A 20062-nucleotide genomic window follows, 5' to 3' on the forward strand; every position below is an offset into this window, starting at 1 on the left:
CCCTTATTCGTAGAACGCCTTGACGTCTGTGTGTTTGCTGATCTCACCGCGCAGGTCGAACATGGCGGTGTATGTCGGCATAAGGAATGCCGGTGTCTCATCCGAGCCGATCTCGGTCAGCAGCTTGTCGTACTCGCGGATAACCTCGATACGCTCGGGTGCAAAGCCTGCGTACTTGAGACGCAGCGCCATATCATCCGCACGCACGCCGGAAACCAGTACGCGCGTAAAGCGCACCTGCTGGTCAGCGAGCGCCTCAAAATCAACATCCCAGATCCAGCTGATGTCCGTGCCGTCCGCGAAGCGGTCGTTGAGCAGGAATGCCAGCTTGTAATTGCCCTCATCGTGCGCGATCAGGTTGATGACCTGATTGAAGCCGGCAGGATTCTTGACCAGCATCATGCGCGCCTGTGCCTGACCGAGTTTGAACTGCTCGGCACGGCCGAAGCCGCACTCAAACTGAGAAAGCGCGCTGACCGCGGTCTGCTCCTCAATGCCGACAACATGCGCGACAGCGGCCTCTGCGGCGGCGTTGTAGATGTTGTAGCCGCCCGGCAGGTTGACGTGTACCTCGTGCTCGTGACCGAAGATGTCCAGTACGATGTCGGACGAGTCCGCGCCGGTGGCGAGTACCTTGGTGACAGCGACCTGCGGTGTCTGGCGGTGGTAGCCGCACTTCGGGCAGCGGAAGCCGCCGAGATGACCGTAGGTGATGTAATCGTACTCATATTCGGTCTTGCAGTGGATGCAGTACGGCGCGTCGGACAGCTCGTGCGCGGTCTCCTTGTAGATCGGGACATTCACGCCGAACCAGACGATCTTGTTCGGCACGCTGCCCGCAAGGGAAGCGGTGAGCGAACAGTCCGCGTTCAGGCAGAGTGTTGCATCCGGAACGTGCGTGATACCCTCGCGGATGGCGTTGAGCGTGTGCGTAATTTCGCCGTAGCGGTCAAGCTGGTCGCGGAAAATGTTGTTGACGACCAGACATTCGACTGGCAGGTATTCACTCGTTTTGCGGAAGGCCGCCTCGTCGCATTCGATGAGCGCGTGCGTGTACGGGCATTTGCCGGACAGGGTGGCGTGCTGCGCGAATACCGCGATGATGCCGGTCAGCAGGTTCGCGCCCGACTTGTTGGAGAAATATTTGAGTCCCGCATCGGCAAACGCCTGCTCGATCATGCGGGAGGTGGTGGTCTTGCCGTTCGTGCCGGTCACGACCGTGACCTTTACGCCGCGCGACAGCTCACCCAGAATATTTTTATCAATTTTCAGTGCCAGCTTGCCCGGCAGGTTGGTGCCGCCGCGTCCCAGCTTGCGCAGAACAGCGCCCGATGCCTTGCACACCAGCACCGCCAGTCTGGTTTGGAGTTTCATTGCTGTAACCTCTTTTTTCAAGTCATATAAAATAAGTATAGCGCATTTTGCGGCATTGCACAAGGGAAAACGTCGGAAAATGCGCCTACCCGGCGGGGGCACAAGAGGGTAGACACCTGCGGTTTCCACCCTCTTGTGAATCCCCCCTTTCCCTTGGAGGGTCTGGCGCAGATTGCCTACATGTGACCGCTGCGAAATAGGGGAACGGCAGAGGATTTTTTCTTCCGCGCGGTATCCGCATATTCGCATTTCGGCTATGTTACTGCTACACAGGCGGTTTACTCCACGCAGGCGCGGCATATCCGTGCCGCGCAATTCGTTAGCGCGTTATGATGGACAGGGCCTGCGAGGATAAATTGCACCGAACGCCTAATCCGTAGGTGCTGTCCGCAAACTCCAGACTTACGAGTTGCGCGGCACGGGTATGCCGCGCCTGCGGAAAGTAGCCGGTATGTGTAGCAGTAATCTGTCTGTGAACTGCGAAAAGGCGGAGAAAGACACGCTGAGGTAACCCGACTGCCGCGTCCTTTTCCTGCTTACGCAGTCTACCATCTGCACCCAAGGTAGTAGGGAAAAGGGGAGATTCACAAGAGGGTGGAAAACCGCAGGTTGTCTACCCTCTTGTGCGCCTGCCGCGCGTAGCGGCAATCCCCGCTGTGGTTCACGGCAAAGCTCCCCGCCCGGACAGGGCGAACCGCCTGCGCGGTTCGGGCACACCGGACAGCCTGTGCCGCCGTTTCCGTATCGGCTTTTCGGTTTGCATAGGGCAACAATTTTGCCCGCATATTGACTTTCGGCTGCGCATATGCTAAGATAAATCGCAATAAGGGAGTAGTCGGCGCGGAGCGTTCCGCCGCGCGGCAGAGCCAACATACTGGGGAGGACGCTCCTCTGGTTTTGCATGAAATGACGAGACTTATCTGTTCTACGCGGCAGATGGGTCTTTTTTTGTGCCTGTTTTCCGCCGGATAAACGACTGAGGAGGACAAGAAAATGGGTTTATTGGAGTTATTTTTAATCGCAGTCGGTCTGTCGATGGATGCGTTCGCGGTGTCTGTCTGCAAGGGACTGAGCGTGCGCACGCTCAAGGCTAAGCACGCGGTCATCTGCGGACTGTATTTCGGCGGCTTTCAGCTTTTGATGCCGCTCATCGGCTTTGCACTCGGCGTGCGCTTTCAGTCGCTCATCACGAGCATTGATCACTGGATCGCCTTTGTGCTGCTGGGGCTTATTGGCGCAAACATGGTGCGCGAGTCGCGCGAGCACGATGACGAAAGCGTCAGCGATTCGTTCCGCTTTATGACCATGCTGCCGCTTGCGGTTGCCACGAGCATTGATGCGCTTGCGGTCGGTGTGACGTTTGCGTTCCTGCAGGTCGATATCGTTCCGGCGGTGTCGTTCATCGGTGCAACCACGTTTGTGCTGTCGTGCATCGGCGTGAAGATCGGCCATGTGTTCGGCACAAAGTACAAGTCCCGCGCAGAGCTGTTCGGCGGTATCGTACTGATCCTGATGGGTCTCAAAATCCTGCTGGAGCATTTGGGTTTTCTGGGATAACAAAAGGCACCTCAATGAGGTGCCTTTTTACTGTCTCTATGCGTTTTCGGTCGAAAATCATTCGGCTGCAGCCTGCACGCCCGCAATATCCTGCACGGTCTTGCAGGTCAGCTCCTTGCTGATCTTGCCCGCAAAGCCGGTCAGCGTCTTGCCCGGACCGATCTCGCACGCCGAGGTCAGACCGGCAGCCATGCCGTTCTTCACCAGCTGCGTCCAGCGAACCGGAGAGATCATGTGCTGCTCGAGGTGTGCCGGCAGGTCGGAGCAGTCGTAAACCTTGCCGTCGAGGTTGGAGTAAATATCCATCTTCGGTGCGGAGAAGGTAAAGTCCGCAACGTAAGCGCGCAGCTCTGCGGCAGCCTTTGCCATCAGCGGGGTGTGGAATGCACCGGATACCGCAAGCGGGAGCGCACGGCGTGCGCCTGCAGCCTTGCAGTTTTCGATCGCCTCTGCGAGAGCCGCCTTTTCACCTGCGATAACCAGCTGACCCGGGCAGTTATAGTTTACCGGACGGACCACGCCGGAGGTCACCTTCGCGCAGGCTTCTTCAATTACGCTGTCCTCCAGACCGAGGATAGCCGCCATGCCGCCGTCGATCGAGTCCGCTGCCTGCTGCATCAGCTTGCCGCGCATGGAAACGATCTTTACGCCGTCTGCGAGGGAAACAACGCCTGCAGCCGCCAGTGCGGTGTATTCACCGAGCGAGAAGCCTGCCGCTGCCTTGAATTCCACGCCTGCTTCCTTCAGTGCAGCCCAGGCTGCCATGGAATGGGTGAAAATTGCGATCTGGCTGTTCTCCGTGCGGGAGAGCGTTGCCTTGTCGCTCTCAAAGCACAGCTTGGCTACATCCAGACCGGCGCCTTCGCTTGCTTCCTCAAAAACCAGCTTGGCAGCCTGCGAGTTCTCATAAAGATCCTTGCCCATGCCGGGGGCCTGTGCGCCCTGACCCGGGAAAAATGCAAAACCGTAGTTCACGTTTCGTTCCTCCAAAATAATAATCAAACGCTGACAGCACCGTATTTTAATAGATATTTTTCGCACAAAGTGTTGCTAAATAATAACGGTCTGTCTTGACAATTTACTGTGCTTTTATTATAATAGTCGGAGAATACTTTGTCAATCTAACTATTGTCGCTTTTCCACGCTTTTTGGGAGAGCGATTTGGACTTTTTAGGAGCGTGGAAATCATCAACAGTAAACTGATCGGCACGGGCGCGTGCATACCGGATTTTGTCCTGACCAACGCCATGCTGGAAAAAATGGTCGATACCAACGATGAGTGGATCGTGCAGCGCACCGGTGTGCGCGAGCGCCGCATCGCAAAGAATACACATACATGGGAGCTGGCGCTCGGTGCCGCACAGGACGCACTCGCGGACGCAGGCATCACCGCAGAGGAGCTGGACCTCATTCTCGTCAGCACCTGCTCGCCGGATACCAACACGCCGAATACGGCGTCTATCCTGCAGGACAAGCTGGGTGCGCGTCAGGTCGGCGCGTTCGATATCAACAATGCCTGCACCGGCTTTGTCTCCGCGACCGACATTGCGGACAGCTACATTAAATCCGGCAAGGCAAAGACCGTGCTGGTTGTATCGGCGGAAACGCTTTCGCGCATCGTGGACTACACCGACCGCTCGACCTGCATTCTGTTCGGCGACGGTGCCGCTGCGGCCGTTTATCAGGCGACTGAGGACGAAACGGTCGGCATTCTGTCCACTTTCACCGCGGCAGACGGTTCGGGCGCAGAGTACCTGCACATGGAAGCCCTGCCGGTCGAGGATCCGCTTTCCGGTGACCGCACGGTGGACCCGAAGGCGCGTTTCCTGAAAATGCAGGGTGCACCGGTCGTGCGCTTCACCGCAAGAGCCGTACCGCTTGCGATCGACACCGCACTCAAGCGGGCGGGCGTCACCGCAGAGGAAATCGACTGGGTGGTACCGCATCAAGCGAATCTGCGTATTCTGGATGTTATTGCACGCAGATACCATCTGCCGAAGGAGAAGATCTACGTCAATATGGACCGTTTCGGCAATACCTCGTCGGCAAGCGTGCCGATCTGCCTGAACGAAATGCGTAAGAACGGCCTGCTGCACGAGGGTCAGACCATTGTCTGCACCGGCTTCGGCGGAGGACTTACTTATGGCGCTTTTGTGCTGAAATTGTAATTACAGTACAATATTCAACAGAAATGTACGATACCAGATATTCAGCGCAATAACATTTGGTTACATTTCGTGAAAAATATGCTATAATAACTTGATAGATTTAGAATTACAAGAAATTACCTGTATAAAAGGGGAGAATGACCTATGAAAACCAAGATCACAGAACTTCTCGGTATCGAATACCCGATCGTGCAGGGCGCTATGGCGTGGATCGCGGAGCACCATCTGGCTGCTGCGGTTTCCAAGGCAGGCGGTCTGGGCATTATCGCGGGCGGCGCGGCTCCGGTGGATTACATCCGTGAGGAGATCCATAAGGCGCGTGCCATCACGGACAAGCCGCTCGGTATGAACATCATGCTGCTCTCCCCGAATGCGGATGATCTGGCGCAGCTGGCTATCGACGAGAAGATCGAAGTGCTGACCACCGGCGCAGGCAATCCGGGCAAGTATATCGCGGACTGGAAGAACGCAGGCATTAAGGTTATGCCGGTCGTTGCTTCGGTTGCACTGGCAAAGCGCATGGAGCGCGCAGGTGCAGATGCGGTTATCGCAGAGGGTATGGAAGGCGGCGGCCACATCGGTGAGCTGACCACCATGCCGCTCGTTCCGCAGGTCGTAGACGCACTGAGCATTCCGGTCATCGCCGCAGGCGGCATTGCGGACGGCCGCGGCATGGCAGCTGCCATGATGCTCGGCGCCGAAGGCGTACAGTGCGGCACGATCTTCCTTGCAACACCGGAGTGTCAGATCTCGGAAAAGTATAAGGAACTCGTCCTCAAGGCTACCGACATTTCGACCGTTGTTACCGGTCGTCCGTCCGGTCATCCGGTGCGTTCGCTCAAGACCCCGATGGCGCGCAAGTGCCTCGAGCTCGAGAAGCAGAACACCGATGCCTCTCTTGAGGAGCTTGAGAAGGCAACCGCCGGTTCGCTGCGCAAGGCCGTGCAGGACGGCAACTATGAGGAGGGCACCTTTATGTCCGGTCAGATTGCGGGTATGCTCAAGGAGCTGCATCCGTGCGAGGAGATCCTCAAGGGCATGACCGCACAGGCGGAGGACCTTCTGAAGAACGCTTACAAGAGATTTGAATAAGAGCGGAGAGTGAAGAGATAGGAAAACTCCTCACTCCTGCCTGTCTATAGAATGGAGTAAACAATGAGCTTAGCAATCGTAACCGGCGGTTCCCGCGGCATTGGCGCGGCAATCGCGGAAAAGCTGGCGCAGGACGGCTTCGACGTCCTCATCAATTGTGCGTCCTCGGTCGAAAAGGCTGAGGCTGTGGCGGAGAAGTGCCGCGCGCACGGCGTCAACGCTTATGTGAAGAAGTGGGATGTTGCGGACTATGACGCCTGCAGCACCGCTCTCAAGGAAATTAAGGAAGAGATCGGCGTACCGTTCGTTCTCGTCAACAATGCGGGCATCACCCGCGACGGTCTGATGGTCCGCATGAAGGAGGACCAGTTCGATGATGTTATCCGCACCAACCTCAAGGGCGCATTCAACATGCTCAGCCTGTGCGGTGCGATGATGATGCGCGCCAAGCAGGGCCGCATTATCAACATCACCTCGGTTTCGGCGTTCACCGGAAACTACGGCCAGATCAACTACACCGCTGCCAAGGCGGGTATGGTCGGCATGACCAAGACCGCCGCCAAGGAGCTGGGTGCGCGCGGCATTACGGTAAACGCAGTCGCTCCGGGCTGGATCGCCACCGAGATGAGCGACAAGGTGCCCGAGGACATCCGCGAGAACGCCAAGAAGCAGATCGCGCTCGGCCGTTTCGGCAAGCCGGAGGAAATCGCAGGCGTGGTTGCCTTTCTGGCCTCCGACGCTGCAAGCTATATTTCCGGCCAGACGATCATCGCTGACGGCGGACTTTATTAAGGCATCACCGGACAATTCGCCTGCGGCACTTTGCGGTAATTTTCCGCTCTGATGTCGTTCCGGATTTTGCAATACACAAAGTATTGCTGCAAACCCGCGCCTAATCAGAACGCAAAATTCCTGCGCAAATTGCTCTTGCCGAATTATCCGGTGATACCTTTTTGCTGCGTGGAATAAAAATTGCGATTAGATAAATGCGTGATATTGGAATGAAGGAGCAAATATATGGAACGTGTAGTAATCACCGGCATGGGTGCCATCACTCCGGTCGGCAACGATGTGCCGTCGTTTTGGGAGTCGCTCAAGACCGGCAAGTGCGGCATCGGTCCCATCACCAAGTTTGATGTATCCGATTTTAAGGTAAAGCTGGGTGCAGAGGTCAAGGACTTCGACCCGACCCAGTATATGGAGAAGCGTGAGGCGCGCCGCGCAGATGCAAATGTGCATTACGCAATGGCGGCAGCGATCCAGGCTGTCGAGCAGGCAGGCCTCAAGGAAGGCAATTTCGATCCCTATCGCACGGGCGTTATCTTCGGCTCGGGCGTAGGCGGTCTGCATGTTGCCGAGCAGGAGGTCCCGAAGCTGCTCGAAAAGGGTCCCGGCCGCGTTTCGCCGTTCGCTATTCCGGAGATGATCGCCAACATCGCGGCGGCGTATATCTCCATGCACTTCGGCTTCAAGGGTGAGAATTTCTGCCCGGTTTCCGCGTGCGCGACCGGCAACCACTCGATCGGTGAGGCAATGCGCGCCATCCGCCACGGCTATCAGGATGTCGTTGTCTGCGGTGGCACCGAGAACGGCATTATCCCGATCTCGATGGCAGGCTTCCAGAATATGAGGCGGTTCACATGGGTGAGGATCCGACGGCGGCTTCCATCCCGTTTGACGCACGCCGTTCCGGCTTTGTCATGGGCGAAGGCGCAGGCTGTCTCGTACTCGAGAGCCTGACGCACGCACAGCAGCGCGGCGCGACCATTCTGGCAGAGGTGGCAGGCTACGGTGCCTCCGGCGACGCTTACCACATCACCAGCCCGTCTCCGGACGGCGATGCGGCTGCACACGCCATCCGCGGTGCCATTGAGGATGCCGGTCTGACCCCGGCTGACGTTGACTATATCAACGCGCACGGCACCTCCACGCCGCTGAATGAAAAGTATGAGACCATTGCCATCAAGAAGGCGTTTGGCGAGGAGGCTTACAACGTGAAGGTATCCTCCACCAAGTCCATGACCGGCCATCTGCTGGGCGGCGCGGCTGCGGTTGAGGCCATTGCCTGCGTTATGGCAATCCGCGAGGGCATTGTACCGCCGACCATCGGCTACAAGGAGCCGGATCCGGAGTGTGATCTGGATATCACCCCGAACAAGGCGGTTGAGATGCCGATCAATGTTGCCATCTCCAACTCGCTCGGCTTTGGCGGCCACAACGCCTGCATCCTGATCAAGAAGGTATAAAAATGGACATCAAAGAATTGAAAGACATCGCGCTTGAGCTGATGGACGCGCTGGCTGCAAAAAAGCTGGGCGAGGTCGAGCTCGAACTGGATGACGTAAAAATCAAGATCAAGGCAGCTGAACCGGCTCCCGTGATCGCTGCAGCATCGGTAGCAGCGGCGGCACCCGCAGCGGCGCCGGCGGCAGCACCCGCAGCGGAGAGCGCAGACGCGGCACCAGCGGCTGAGGAGCAGCTTCCGGCAGGCACGCAGGTGAAGAGCCCGCTGGTCGGCACGTTTTATTCTTCTCCGTCTCCGGACGAACCGCCGTTCGTGCTGGTCGGTCAGCAGGTGAAGGAGGGCGATACCCTCTGCATCATCGAGGCGATGAAGATCATGAACGAGATCAAGGCACCGTGCGACGGCAAGATCATCCGCATTATGGCACAGCCGGGCGATATGGTTGAATACAATCAGGTGCTCTGCGTAATCGAATGACGCTTATAGGGGGCTTCACAAGCCCTATATACGAAAACAGGTTCCGTAGAAACCTGTTTTCGATACCCGAATGTCGCCGCGCGCAGTGCGACCAAGAAGTCGCACAAGGATAGCGCCCAAGACGGCTGAGTCGGGGTGTAAAAACCCAGCGCTAACCTTGCGCGACGCCGTTCGCGCTGCGCCGCACATGTCGCGGGTTTTTACGAAGCGCAAGGCGCTTCTATTTCATGCGCAATGCAAAGCATTGCGGTTTTACCGCATAATTAGTGCTGTATTGCGTGTTTCACTTGCATTTTGTAAGGAGAGGGATTATAATATGCTGAACAAAGAACAGATCATGGAGATCCTTCCGCACCGTCCGCCGATGCTTCTGGTGGACGAGATCCTCGAAATGGACGAGAACCATGTAGTCGGTGCGTTGCACCTGACCGGCGACGAGTTCTTCTTCCAGGGCCACTTTCCGGGCAACCCGATCATGCCCGCGGTGTTCCGTCTGGAGGCGCTCGCGCAGGCAGGCGGCGTAGCGCTGCTGTCTCTGCCCGAATTCAAGGGCAAGACTGCGGTCTACACCGGCATTGACAAGGCGAAATTCCGCGCAATGGCAAAGCCGGGCGATACCCTTCGTCTGGAAGTTACCTTCACCAAGCGCCGCGGCCCGATGGCAGTAGCCGAAGGCATTGCCTGGGTTGGGGACGAGAAGGCCGCCGAAGCGGAGATCAAATGCATGGTCATCAATGACTGAGGCGGGAGAGAGCTAATCGAATGTTTCAGAAGGTACTCATTGCGAACCGCGGCGAGATTGCGGTCCGCATTATTCAGGCCTGCCGTGATTTAGGCGTTATCTCGGTGGCCGTTTACTCCGAGGCTGACCGCGAAGCGCTGCACGCGCAGATCGCGGACGAAGCGGTCTGCATCGGTCCGGCCCGTGCGGCGGACAGCTACCTGAATATGGATAATATCATTTCGGCGGCGCTGGCTTCCGGCTGTCAGGCCATTCATCCGGGCTTCGGCTTCCTGTCCGAGAATCCGGATTTTGCCGAGCGCATCACGCAGGCCGGTCTGGCGTTTATCGGCCCGACTGCAGCAACTATCCGCCTGATGGGCGACAAATCCGAGGCAAAGCGCAACGCGATCGCCGCAGGCGTTCCGGTCGCGCTCGGCACGGACGGCCCGCTGCGCGATTTTGACGAAGCCATCTCCGAGGCCGAGCGCATCGGCTATCCGGTCATGCTCAAGGCGGCATCCGGCGGCGGCGGCAAGGGCATCCGCGTGGCGGAGAGCGTCAAGGACCTCAAGGACGCGTACGACAGCGCCTCTGCAGAGGCTATCGCCAACTTCGGTGACGGCCGCCTGTACATGGAAAAATATATTCACAATCCGCGCCATATCGAGGTGCAGATTCTGGGCGATAACTACGGTAACGTGGTGCACCTGTTCGAGCGTGAGTGCTCGGTGCAGCGCCGTCACCAGAAGCTGATCGAGGAAAGTCCGTCGGCTTTCGTTACGCCCGAGCTGCGCGAGAAGATGACCTCGGCGGCTGTTGCGTTGGCAAAGCGCGTCGGCTACCGAAACGCGGGTACGATCGAATTTTTAGTCGATAACGACCGCAATTTCTACTTCTGCGAGATGAACACCCGCATTCAGGTCGAGCACCCGGTCACCGAGGAGGTCACCGGCGTAGATCTGGTCTGCGAGCAGCTTCGCGTGGCGGCAGGCGAGCCGCTGTCCTTTAAGCAGGAGGATCTGACCATCCGCGGTCACGCCATCGAGTGCCGCATCAACGCGGAGGACCCGTCGAGAAACTTTGCGCCCTGTCCGGGCACACTGGTGTCCTTGCATCTGCCGGGCGGTCCCGGCGTGCGCGTGGATTCCGCGGCTTATCAGGGATATAAGATTCCGCCGTTTTACGATTCCATGATCGGCAAGCTGATCGTCTACGGCGCCGACCGTGAGCAGGCCATCGTTCGCATGCGCCGTGCCCTCGCGGAGATGCTGTTTGAGGGCGTTGTGACCGCAACCGACTATCAGATGCACATCCTGTGCTCGAAGGCGTTTGTGGAAGCAAACTTTAATGTTAATTCCATCGCAAACGGCGATTTTGACTAAATCATTTATTATGGTATAATAGATTTAGCACAAGCATAGTTGAATCCGAAGGTCTTACAAAATCAGCGTATTTTAAAAAGCGAAGTTTTTGTAATCCGAAGGATTTCAGAGGCAGTACCGCACGGTTGGACAAGAGCGATTTGCGAGATGTTTTGTTCACTGGTGCGGCGCGGACTTGCAGCAGTACGCTGTATTGCAAAAGTACGCAACAAAACCAGGGGGCAAAACAGCCGCAAAGCGCCGAAGGCCAATCGTGCGGTACTGCCTCCAAACGAAAGGGGAGTTACGCATGGGTCTGATCGACCTGTTTCAAAAAACACGCGAGACCTCTATGGAAATGAAACCGCAGGAGGACGAAGCGGCCAAGGTCGTAACCTGCAAGGGCTGCGGCGCAGAACTGAAGGCGTATCTACGGCAAGAATCTGTATGTGTGCCCGCACTGCGGACGATACGGACGACTGCTCGCGCGCACGCGCATCCGTCAGATCGCGGATAAGGACAGCTTTGAGGAGCTGTACGCCAATCTGGCACCGGCGGACCCGATCCACTTCCCGGGATACGCAGAGAAAACGGCAGAGCTGGCTGAAAAGGTCGGCATGCCGGACGCGGTCAAGACCGGCGTGTGTAAGATCGGCGGTGTGGAAACTGCGATCGGCGTCATGGACAGCCATTTCATGATGGCGTCCATGGGTTCGGTCGTTGGCGAAAAGCTGACCCGCCTGTTTGAGTACGCGACCGAAAAGGGTCTGCCTGTTGTGCTGTTTACCTGCTCCGGCGGTGCGCGCATGCAGGAGGGCATGTTTTCGCTGCTGCAGATGGCCAAGGTGTCCGCGGCGGCGCGCCGTCACTCGGACGCCGGACTGCTGTATATCACCGTGCTGACCGACCCGACCACGGGCGGCGTTACCGCGTCGTTCGCCATGCTGGGCGATATTATCCTCGCGGAGCCGCGTACGACCATCGGCTTTGCCGGCCGCCGTGTTATCGAGGGAACCATCGGTCAGACCCTCCCGGACGATTTTCAGTCCTCGGAGTTCTTGCTATCGCACGGTTTCTGTGATAAAATAGTTCCGCGTAATCAACTCAGAGAAACGCTGGAAAAACTCTTGAAGCTGCACTGCGGCTCCAAGTCCAAGAAATGGCAGGTGTGGCGTCGTGATTAACAAACCCGCAAGTGAAAAAATGCGTATCATTCACGATACCAAGCGTCCGATGATCACGGACTATATCAATGAGCTGTTCACCGACTTCACCGAGCTGCACGGCGACCGCTATTTTTCGGACGACCATGCCATCCTCGGCGGCGTTGGCTACTTCAACGGCACACCGGTGACGGTAATCGGCCACCGCAAGGGCCGCACCATTGAGCAGAATATGGACGCCAACTTCGGCATGGCGCACCCGGAGGGCTATCGAAAGGCCCTGCGTCTCGCGCATCAGGCGGAGAAATTCCACCGCCCGGTCATCAACTTTGTTGACACCGGCGGCGCGTTCTGCGGCGTAGGCGCGGAGGAACGCGGTCAGGGCGAGGCCATTGCCCGCTGTTTGTATGAGTTTATCGAGCTGAAAACCCCGGTCATCTCTATCGTGACGGGTGAGGGCGGCTCCGGCGGCGCACTGGCGCTGGCGGTGGCAGACCGTGTGCTCATGCTTGAGAACGCCCTGTATTCGGTTATTTCGCCGCGCGGCTGCGCGTCCATTCTCTGGAAGGACCCCAAGCGCGAGGCGGAGGCAGCGGACACGCTGCATATCACCGCGCAGGACCTGTACAGCTTCGGTATGATCGAAGGCATCATTCAGGAGGGCACATCCTCCGCACAGCTTATCCGCAATGTGGCGCGCACGCTGCGCGACCAGCTTGCAGAGCTGGATGCTGAGCCGGACATCGACACGATGCTGCAGAAACGGTATGAAAAATTCCGCAGAGTCGGAGTTTTCAGAACAATAAATCAAGAAAGTAATGAAGGAGTGTAAATCCCATGTTTGAAAAGGTATGTGAAATCCTGGCAGACAAGTTTGACGCTGATGCTTCCACCATGACCATGGACACCAAGGTTAAGGAAGACCTGAACGCAGACTCTCTGGACGTTGTAGAGCTGATGATGGACCTCGAGGAGAACTTCGGCGTAACGATTTCCGACGAGGAAGCTGCTAAGATGAGCACCATCGGTGACATCGTAAACTACATCGAAGCAAATCAGTAAGATTTCGTTTTGAGCATGAAAAAGCCACCGTTTCTTTGAAACGGTGGCTTTCTGCTGTGTGCAGCGTGTTTTTTATTTCACGGTCAGGATCATAGTCATGGTGTCCGCGTTCCAATCCACGCCGAAGCCGAGGGCGTCGCCAAGGTCGCGCAGCTTGAAGTAGTTGTTGCCGCCGATGGAATAGGCGGTAAGGGAAAGCGGCTTGCCGTCCAGATAAACGGAGGCGTTCGTGAGAGATGCGGCCTTATTGCCGGCGGGCAGGGCGGCCTGCTCACCGCCGACCGCGGTGTAGGCGGTCTTGCTGGTCAGGTCAATGCGCTGCTGCGCCGCGTTCCACTTGACCTCAAAATTGGTGTTCAGACCGTCGAGTGCTTTCGCAAGATCGCGCAGCTTGAAGTAGTTGCTGCCGTTGATGGTGTACGCGCCAAGCTTTGCCGACTCGCCGTTGAGCGTTACCTTGTGGGTCGAGACCTTTGCGGTCGGGTTGGTCAGCTTGCGCAGAAAGGCGATGGTATCCTGCAGAGCCGCACGCGGAGACAGCGCACGGTCGCTGTTGTAAGGGCTTTCCCAGAAGGAGTAATATTGCTCGTCCATATCGCCGGTGAAGTCGAGGATAGCGGAAGAAAATTCCTCTGCGGTAACGGACTGACCGTTGATAGTTTTGACTGGTGTCGGTGTCTCGGCATCCCAGTCGAAGCCGTCCGTGTAGGTGAGGACCACAACGGCTTTATCGCCCTGTTTGGTCCAGAAGGTGACCGGATTGTTATTCATCACTTCCTGACCGGAGACCAGATACGCCTTGTCCCTGCCAACGTAAAACTGGGTGCACGGCGAAACATCCGTGCCGAAGTTGCTCACGCCCTCCGGAATCTCCAGCGCGTAGATTTTCCCATCCGCATACGAATACATATGCTGGCCGTTCAGACCTGCGCCGCAGTACAGCTCGGGCGTGCCGTCGCCGTCCATATCCACCAGCTTTGCCATGGAGAGGCCGGTCAGCAGTCCCTTGAAGCCATCGTCCGTGCGAGCGGCAGCCTTGCCATACTTATTCTGCAGGGTGGTGATCTGATTCAGATACGCCTTAGCACCCTGCGGAGACAGGGAACCGAGGTCAGCCGCGCCTGCGGCTCCGACAGCCATTGCGCCGGTCAGTACGGTGCAGAGCATTGCCTTTCCGATTTTGTTCATAGAGATTCTCCTTCCTTTTATCAGACGCTTGCGTCTTTTTTTTATTGTACGGCAGCGGTCTGTCTGCGTCAACTGTATCCTGAGCGGAATTTTTATCAGTTAGCAAAATATTTTACAATTTAGAGCGGATATATCGCCGTAATTTTGACGATAAAATAGGTGGAAAATGAACGAAAAAACGGGTATAATAAATTCTGTACGAAAATAATCCCGCTGATGGAGGAATAGAATATATGATCCGTAACGATTTACGCAACATCGCCATCATTGCGCACGTTGACCATGGCAAGACCACTCTGGTCGATCAGATGCTCAAGCAGGCTGGCGCTTTCCGCGAAAATCAGGTGGTAGAAGAGCGTGTCATGGACTCGGGCGATATCGAGCGTGAGCGCGGCATTACCATTCTGGCAAAGAACACCTCTGTACATTACAAGGGCGTAAAGATCAACATCGTAGATACCCCGGGCCACGCCGACTTCTCCGGCGAGGTAGAGCGTATCCTCAAGATGGTAGACGGCGTTGTTCTGCTGGTTGACGCAGCAGAAGGCCCGATGCCGCAGACCCGTTTCGTGCTGCAGAAGGCATTGGAGTTCGGTCACAAGATCATCATCGCAATCAACAAGATCGACCGTCCGGACGCTCGTCTCAACGAGATCGGCGACGAGGTCCTCGAGCTGCTGCTCAACCTTGATGCGACCGACGAGCAGCTGGACAGCCCGATCGTTTACTGCTCCGGCCGTGCAGGCACCGCTTCCATGTCCCCGAACGTGGAGGGCAAGGACCTGACCCCGCTGTTCGAGCAGATTCTCGAGCACATTCCGGCACCGCAGGTTGATACCGAAGGCCCGACCCAGATGCTCGTTTCTTCTATCGACTACAACGAGTACGTTGGCCGTATCGGCATCGGCCGTATCGAGCGCGGCTCGATGAAGGTAGGTCAGCAGGTTACCGTCTGCGACTACCACGGCAACACCAAGCCGTATAACGCAAAGCTGGTTACCCTGTACTCCATCGAGGAGCTGGGCCGTCAGCCGATCGAGGAGGCACAGGCAGGCGAGATCGTTTGCTTCTCCGGCATCGAGGGCGTAACCATCGGTGAGACCCTGTGCGACCCCGAGCACGTTGAGGCTCTGCCGTTCGTTAAGATCTCCGAGCCGACCGTTGAGATGACCTTTATGGTCAACGACTCTCCGTTCGCCGGCAAGGAAGGCAAGTTTGTTACCTCCCGTCACCTGCGTGAGCGTCTGTTCCGTGAGCTGCTCAAGGACGTATCCCTGCGCGTAAACGAAACCGATACCACCGATGCATTCCGCGTTTGCGGCCGTGGTGAGATGCACCTGTCCATTCTGATCGAGAACCTGCGCCGTGAGGGCTACGAGTTCCAGGTTGGCGCACCGAAGGCGCTGCTCAAGGAGATCGACGGCAAGACCTGCGAGCCGATGGAGCGCATGATCGCAGACGTTCCGGCGGATGCTGTCGGCGCGATCATGGAGAAGATGGGCTCCCGCAAGGGTGAGCTGGTTTCCATGAACCCGAAGGGCACCGACCGTATGCGCCTCGAGTTCATCATTCCGGCGCGCGGCCTGTTCGGCTACCGCACCGAGTTCCTGACCGATACCAAGGGCGAGGGCGTTATGTCCTCCGTATTCAACAGCTATCAGCCGTATAAGGGCGATATCCAGAAGCGCACCACCGGTTCTCTGATCGCGTTTGAGGCCGGCGAGGCTGTTGGCTATGGCCTGTTCAACGCACAGGATCGCGGCCCGCTGTTCATCGGCCCCGGCACGATGGTATACGAAGGCATGATCGTCGGCGAGAACCCGCGCGGCGAGGACATGGCTGTAAACGTCTGCAAGAAAAAGCAGCTGACCAACATGCGTGCATCCGGCTCGGATGATGCGCTGCGCCTGATTCCGCCGCGCCAGATGTCCATCGAGGCGGCACTCGAGTTCATCTCCGACGATGAGCTGCTTGAGATTACCCCGGAGAGCATCCGTATGCGCAAGCGCGTTCTGTCCAACACCGAGCGTCTGAAAAAGACCAAGGGCGGCAAGAAATAATGATGGCTGTGCCGCAATTACGCTTTTACACCGTTTAGGTGAAGAAAAGCGCTCATTTCACCCTGTTATCAAAAAATAAAGATATATAAAGGAGAATTCCCACCATGGCTATCAAGGAAGTTCTGCACACTGATCTCGCACCGGCAGCCGTAGGCCCGTACTCTCAGGCAATCGCTGCAAACGGTTTCGTATTTACCTCCGGTCAGGTTCCGATCGACCCGAAGGAGGGCAAGATCGTAGCAACCACCATCGAGGAGCAGACCGAGCAGGTCATGAAGAACCTGCAGTGCGTTCTGGCACAGGGCGGCGTAGGCTTTGACCGTGTTGTCAAGACCACCTGCTTCCTGTCCGACATCAACGACTTTGCTGCATTCAACGGTGTGTACGCGAAGTACTTCCCGGAAGGCGCTCCGGCTCGTTCCTGCGTTGAAGTAGCTGCTCTGCCGCTCGGCGCTAAGGTAGAAGTAGAAGTAGTTGCAGTACAGGGCTAAAAGCCTGCGGCTTTTTCGATTCAAAGGACTTGTCCTTTGAATCGAGGGACGGTGTCGCCGCGCGTGTCCGTTTCACGGACAGGGCGGGAACACCTGCTGCAGCAAAACACCCCGAAAACTTTCCGGTTTTCGGGGTGTTTTACTGTTTGTTAAAAATGGCAGGCGCATGTCCTGCCATTTTTGTCGCGCGCACGCTCCATTTTATGCGCTCCGCGGCGTGATGGGTTCTCTGGGTGCAGAAATCCCTGCGGGATTTTATGGGGTGGCGGAAACGCGGTCGCCCGCGGAAGGCTCGGCGGCACGCGCCGCCTGCCCTGTGGGTGCGGTTATGCAAGCAAACCGCGTATTTTATGCCGCGAACGTGGTTCGAGGTTGGCGTGATCTGCACGCTCCGCACGAATTCGCCATCCTCCATTCCGACTCGCTGAGAGCCGCCTGCGGCGGTGGGTATCTCAATTCTCCATCACTTCAATTCCCACCAAAATGCTTGCTTTGTGGCCTTTGTATGCAAACGGCGAAAAATATTATGCGGTGAGAAGAAATTTATCGAAAAATGATAATGCAATTTGCGGCATACTGTTGTATAATAAAGCTATATCGGAAAATCTGGTCGTATGACCCTTGAGAAACGAAAGGATTTCTGCGATGAATAAAGTAAATGCCGTCATGGTTGGCGGCCTGTTTGACGAAAGCGGCATTTCTGCCTTTGCGCGTCCGGTGCTGTTCGGCACTGCGGGCGATGCAATGCGGGATGCGCTGCCTGATGCGGTGGAGGCGTGCTTCTTTGCGCACGACGACAGGGAGCCTGCCGTTGCCGGCGCACAGGACATCGCGCTCGATGCCGCAAATCGTTTTGCCTCGCTGGCTGCGCTGCCGGAGAGCGAGCACGTTCTGGTGCTGGCGGCTCCGTTTGCACTGGCAGAGGAGGACGCGCTGTTCCATCTGGCTGAGACGCACCTGAACACCGGTTACGGCGTCAGCGTACTGTCTGCCGAGCAGCAGGGCTTTGACGCGGAAGGTCAGCCGCTGCCGAGAGACAGCCGCTGCTATGCCGCCATGTTCACCTGGGATATGCTGAAAAAGGCACTTGCGAGCGGCGCTGATACGCTCGACGGCCTGGTTGCGGCGGCTGTTGCAGCCGGTGCGCAGAAGGGCATTGCCATCACCAACAAGATTTACGTCATCTGCGACGGTACGGCGGCCTTTATGGCGCAGGTCGAGATGATGCAGCGTGTCAACTTCGGCCTCATCAAGAAGGGCGTGCAGATCTTCGATCTGACCAGCACCTACATTGCGCCGGACGCTGATATTGCTCCGGGCGCGACCATTCTGCCCGGCTGTCACATCCGTCCCGGCTGCAAGGTCGGCGCGGGCGCGGTCATCGGCCCGAACACCATCCTCGAAAAAGCCGAGATCGGCGCAGGCACTACGGTAAACAATTCGCAGGTTTATGAATCCACCGTCGGCAGCAATACCACGGTCGGTCCGTTTGCCTATATCCGCCCGCAGAGCGTGGTCGGTGACGGCTGCCGCATCGGCGACTTTGTAGAGCTGAAGAAGTCCACCATCGGCAACGGCACCAAGGTTTCGCACCTGACCTATATCGGCGACGCGACCGTCGGTGAGCGCGTCAACTTCGGCTGCGGCACGGTCGTTGTCAACTACGACGGCTATCACAAGTACCGCACCGAGATCGGTGACGATTGCTTCATCGGCTGTAACACCAACCTCGTTTCGCCTGTCAAGCTGGGCGACCGTGCGTTTACGGCTGCCGGTACGACTGTCACCAAGGACGTTCCTGCCGGTGCGCTGAGCGTTGCGCGTTCCCGCCAGACCAATCTTGAGGGCTGGAACGACCGCCGCCGCGCCGCACACGAGAAGGACGAAAAGTAAATCCATAAAACGTATATAAATCCACACGGAACAAAAAATATATTTATATGACGGAGGCAAATCAATGATTTCTCACGGAAAAAACATCAAAATTTTCTCCGGCAACTCCCATCCCGCACTGGCGATGCAGATCGCTTCTGCGCTCGGACTGCCGATCGGCAAGGCTGCCATCTCCACCTTCGCTGACGGCGAAATCTCGGTTTCCATGTCGGAATCCGTTCGCGGCTCGGACGTGTTCCTCGTACAGTCCACCTGCGGTCCGGTAAACAACAACCTGATGGAGCTGCTCATCATGATCGACTCCTGCAAGCGTGCATCGGCAGGCCGTATCACGGCTGTAATCCCGTATTTCGGCTACGCTCGTCAGGACCGCAAGAGCAAGGCGCGTGACCCGATCTCCGCAAAGCTGGTCGCAAACCTTATTACCGCTGCAGGCGCTGACCGCGTGCTGACTATGGACCTGCACGCTGCACAGATCCAGGGCTTCTTTGACATTCCGGTGGATAACATGCTCGGTTCTTCCGTTCTGATCCCGTACATTGCGGGCAAGTTCGGCGTCGGCACCGATGATACCGTTATCGTTTCTCCCGATCTGGGCTCGGTTACCCGTGCCCGCAAGTTCACCCAGAAGCTGGATATGCCGCTTGCCATCATTGACAAGCGCCGTCCGAAGGCCAACGTATCCGAGGTTATGAACATCATCGGCAACGTAGAGGGCAAGAAGTGCATTCTGGTTGACGACCTGATCGACACCGCAGGCACGCTCGTACACGCAGCGGACGCTCTGGTAGAGCGCGGCGGCGCAACCGAGGTTTACGCCTGTGCAAGCCACGGCGTACTGTCCGGTCCGGCGATCGAGCGCATCCAGAACAGCCCGATCAAGGAGCTGACCATCCTCGATACCATCCCGCTGACCAACGACAAGAAGCTGGATAAGATCAACGTCCTGCCGGTTGCACCGGTGTTCACCGAGGCGATCGCGCGTATCTACGAGGAGACGTCCGTATCTACTCTGTTCGATTAAGTTTTTGCATGGAAAAGAGCTGCTGCATGGGTGCAGCGGCTCTTTTTTGTATATATTTTCTGCACCGACCAGATGGGGGACACGAACTGCCGCAGGCGTGTTCGCCCCTGACGGGGCGGGGAGTTTTTCGCTGAACCTCAGCGGGGGGATTCGCCGTCTGCGGACGGCGGGAGCGTCGCGGCG

The 20062-nt window shown here is 57.2% G+C and carries 17 protein-coding genes and 2 pseudogenes; 16 read left to right on the forward strand and 3 right to left on the reverse strand.

All coding sequences use genetic code 11. The features are described 5' to 3' along the window. Positions 1–3 precede the first annotated feature (3 nt). Entirely contained in the window at positions 4–1374 is a 1371-nt protein-coding gene (locus DXB00_RS11595; protein ID WP_118728944.1) for a Mur ligase family protein, read from the reverse strand. A 993-nt stretch (positions 1375–2367) separates the two neighbouring features. Between DXB00_RS11595 and DXB00_RS11600 the strand changes: the two genes are divergently transcribed. Further along, on the forward strand, positions 2368–2931 hold the full coding sequence (locus tag DXB00_RS11600; RefSeq protein WP_110435160.1) for a manganese efflux pump MntP: 564 nt from the start codon (positions 2368–2370) through the stop codon (positions 2929–2931). Between the two features lie 57 nt (positions 2932–2988). On the opposite strand, the gene fabD is transcribed toward DXB00_RS11600, so the two are convergent. Continuing rightward, the gene (gene fabD / locus DXB00_RS11605; RefSeq protein ID WP_118728945.1) at positions 2989–3906 is read right to left on the reverse strand and encodes an ACP S-malonyltransferase; all 918 of its coding nucleotides are present in this window, start codon (positions 3904–3906) and stop codon (positions 2989–2991) included. 203 nt (positions 3907–4109) lie between these two features. Here fabD and DXB00_RS11610 point away from each other — a divergent pair, with 203 nt between their 5' ends. The 11 genes and pseudogenes from DXB00_RS11610 to acpP all read left to right on the forward strand — a co-directional run bounded on the left by DXB00_RS11610 (position 4110) and on the right by acpP (position 13223). Then, positions 4110–5099, forward strand: coding sequence for a beta-ketoacyl-ACP synthase III (locus tag DXB00_RS11610; RefSeq protein ID WP_227108866.1), 990 nt, complete (start codon positions 4110–4112; stop codon positions 5097–5099). Positions 5100–5243: 144 nt separating this feature from the next. Continuing rightward, positions 5244–6191 carry an enoyl-[acyl-carrier-protein] reductase FabK gene (gene fabK / locus DXB00_RS11615; RefSeq protein ID WP_118478368.1) on the forward strand — a complete coding sequence of 316 codons (948 nt, stop codon included), beginning with the start codon at positions 5244–5246 and terminating at the stop codon, positions 6189–6191. 63 nt (positions 6192–6254) lie between these two features. Next, positions 6255–6983 carry a 3-oxoacyl-[acyl-carrier-protein] reductase gene (gene fabG / locus DXB00_RS11620; RefSeq protein WP_110435157.1) on the forward strand — a complete coding sequence of 243 codons (729 nt, stop codon included), beginning with the start codon at positions 6255–6257 and terminating at the stop codon, positions 6981–6983. A gap of 225 nt (positions 6984–7208) precedes the next feature. Beyond that, positions 7209–8437: pseudogene (fabF, locus tag DXB00_RS11625) on the forward strand (beta-ketoacyl-ACP synthase II). A 2-nt stretch (positions 8438–8439) separates the two neighbouring features. Further along, positions 8440–8913: an acetyl-CoA carboxylase biotin carboxyl carrier protein gene (accB, locus tag DXB00_RS11630; RefSeq protein ID WP_118728946.1), complete on the forward strand. Its 474-nt coding sequence runs from the start codon at positions 8440–8442 to the stop codon at positions 8911–8913. A gap of 316 nt (positions 8914–9229) precedes the next feature. After that, entirely contained in the window at positions 9230–9655 is a 426-nt protein-coding gene (fabZ, locus tag DXB00_RS11635) for a 3-hydroxyacyl-ACP dehydratase FabZ (RefSeq protein ID WP_181967688.1), read from the forward strand. A gap of 20 nt (positions 9656–9675) precedes the next feature. Continuing rightward, positions 9676–11019 carry an acetyl-CoA carboxylase biotin carboxylase subunit gene (gene accC / locus DXB00_RS11640; protein WP_118728947.1) on the forward strand — a complete coding sequence of 448 codons (1344 nt, stop codon included), beginning with the start codon at positions 9676–9678 and terminating at the stop codon, positions 11017–11019. Between the two features lie 289 nt (positions 11020–11308). Beyond that, positions 11309–11515, forward strand: a complete 207-nt coding sequence (locus tag DXB00_RS16185) for a hypothetical protein (protein ID WP_147359213.1) — start codon at positions 11309–11311, stop codon at positions 11513–11515. Beyond that, positions 11439–12182 (forward strand): annotated as a pseudogene (locus tag DXB00_RS11645) (acetyl-CoA carboxylase carboxyltransferase subunit beta); the annotation flags it as partial. The gene DXB00_RS16185 and the pseudogene DXB00_RS11645, both read left to right, overlap by 77 nt. A 19-nt stretch (positions 12183–12201) precedes the next feature. Then, positions 12202–12993, forward strand: coding sequence for an acetyl-CoA carboxylase carboxyltransferase subunit alpha (locus DXB00_RS11650; RefSeq protein ID WP_117751498.1), 792 nt, complete (start codon positions 12202–12204; stop codon positions 12991–12993). 5 nt (positions 12994–12998) lie between these two features. Continuing rightward, on the forward strand, positions 12999–13223 hold the full coding sequence (gene acpP, locus DXB00_RS11655; protein WP_110435152.1) for an acyl carrier protein: 225 nt from the start codon (positions 12999–13001) through the stop codon (positions 13221–13223). Between the two features lie 72 nt (positions 13224–13295). On the opposite strand, the gene DXB00_RS11660 is transcribed toward acpP, so the two are convergent. Further along, on the reverse strand, positions 13296–14411 hold the full coding sequence (locus DXB00_RS11660; protein ID WP_118728948.1) for a stalk domain-containing protein: 1116 nt from the start codon (positions 14409–14411) through the stop codon (positions 13296–13298). A 233-nt stretch (positions 14412–14644) separates the two neighbouring features. Here DXB00_RS11660 and typA point away from each other — a divergent pair, with 233 nt between their 5' ends. The 4 genes from typA (at position 14645) to DXB00_RS11680 (ending at position 19879) form a co-directional block, all read left to right on the forward strand. After that, a complete protein-coding gene (typA, locus tag DXB00_RS11665; protein WP_118478378.1) occupies positions 14645–16471 on the forward strand; it encodes a translational GTPase TypA in 1827 nt (608 codons plus the stop codon). A 104-nt stretch (positions 16472–16575) separates the two neighbouring features. Further along, positions 16576–16962: a RidA family protein gene (locus tag DXB00_RS11670; RefSeq protein WP_118478380.1), complete on the forward strand. Its 387-nt coding sequence runs from the start codon at positions 16576–16578 to the stop codon at positions 16960–16962. A gap of 645 nt (positions 16963–17607) precedes the next feature. Next, entirely contained in the window at positions 17608–18855 is a 1248-nt protein-coding gene (locus DXB00_RS11675; protein WP_118728949.1) for a DapH/DapD/GlmU-related protein, read from the forward strand. A gap of 64 nt (positions 18856–18919) precedes the next feature. After that, positions 18920–19879: a ribose-phosphate pyrophosphokinase gene (locus DXB00_RS11680; protein ID WP_117488850.1), complete on the forward strand. Its 960-nt coding sequence runs from the start codon at positions 18920–18922 to the stop codon at positions 19877–19879. Positions 19880–20062: the final 183 nt, after the last annotated feature.

This window comes from Butyricicoccus sp. OF10-2 (genome assembly GCF_003481925.1).
In the GTDB taxonomy this organism is placed as follows: Bacteria; Bacillota; Clostridia; order Oscillospirales; family Butyricicoccaceae; genus Agathobaculum; species Agathobaculum butyriciproducens.

Excerpts from the sequence above, each read along its gene's own strand:
- accC (WP_118728947.1), top strand. The coding sequence starts at position 9,676 with ATGTTTCAGAAGGTACTCATTGCGAACCGCGGCGAGATTGCGGTCCGC.
- fabK (WP_118478368.1), top strand. The coding sequence starts at position 5,244 with ATGAAAACCAAGATCACAGAACTTCTCGGTATCGAATACCCGATCGTG.
- accB (WP_118728946.1), top strand. The coding sequence starts at position 8,440 with ATGGACATCAAAGAATTGAAAGACATCGCGCTTGAGCTGATGGACGCG.
- acpP (WP_110435152.1), top strand. The coding sequence starts at position 12,999 with ATGTTTGAAAAGGTATGTGAAATCCTGGCAGACAAGTTTGACGCTGAT.
- DXB00_RS11595 (WP_118728944.1), bottom strand. The coding sequence starts at position 1,374 with ATGAAACTCCAAACCAGACTGGCGGTGCTGGTGTGCAAGGCATCGGGC.
- fabZ (WP_181967688.1), top strand. The coding sequence starts at position 9,230 with ATGCTGAACAAAGAACAGATCATGGAGATCCTTCCGCACCGTCCGCCG.
- typA (WP_118478378.1), top strand. The coding sequence starts at position 14,645 with ATGATCCGTAACGATTTACGCAACATCGCCATCATTGCGCACGTTGAC.
- DXB00_RS11670 (WP_118478380.1), top strand. The coding sequence starts at position 16,576 with ATGGCTATCAAGGAAGTTCTGCACACTGATCTCGCACCGGCAGCCGTA.
- DXB00_RS11675 (WP_118728949.1), top strand. The coding sequence starts at position 17,608 with ATGAATAAAGTAAATGCCGTCATGGTTGGCGGCCTGTTTGACGAAAGC.
- DXB00_RS11680 (WP_117488850.1), top strand. The coding sequence starts at position 18,920 with ATGATTTCTCACGGAAAAAACATCAAAATTTTCTCCGGCAACTCCCAT.
- DXB00_RS11600 (WP_110435160.1), top strand. The coding sequence starts at position 2,368 with ATGGGTTTATTGGAGTTATTTTTAATCGCAGTCGGTCTGTCGATGGAT.
- DXB00_RS11660 (WP_118728948.1), bottom strand. The coding sequence starts at position 14,411 with ATGAACAAAATCGGAAAGGCAATGCTCTGCACCGTACTGACCGGCGCA.
- DXB00_RS11650 (WP_117751498.1), top strand. The coding sequence starts at position 12,202 with ATGCGTATCATTCACGATACCAAGCGTCCGATGATCACGGACTATATC.
- fabG (WP_110435157.1), top strand. The coding sequence starts at position 6,255 with ATGAGCTTAGCAATCGTAACCGGCGGTTCCCGCGGCATTGGCGCGGCA.
- DXB00_RS16185 (WP_147359213.1), top strand. The coding sequence starts at position 11,309 with ATGGGTCTGATCGACCTGTTTCAAAAAACACGCGAGACCTCTATGGAA.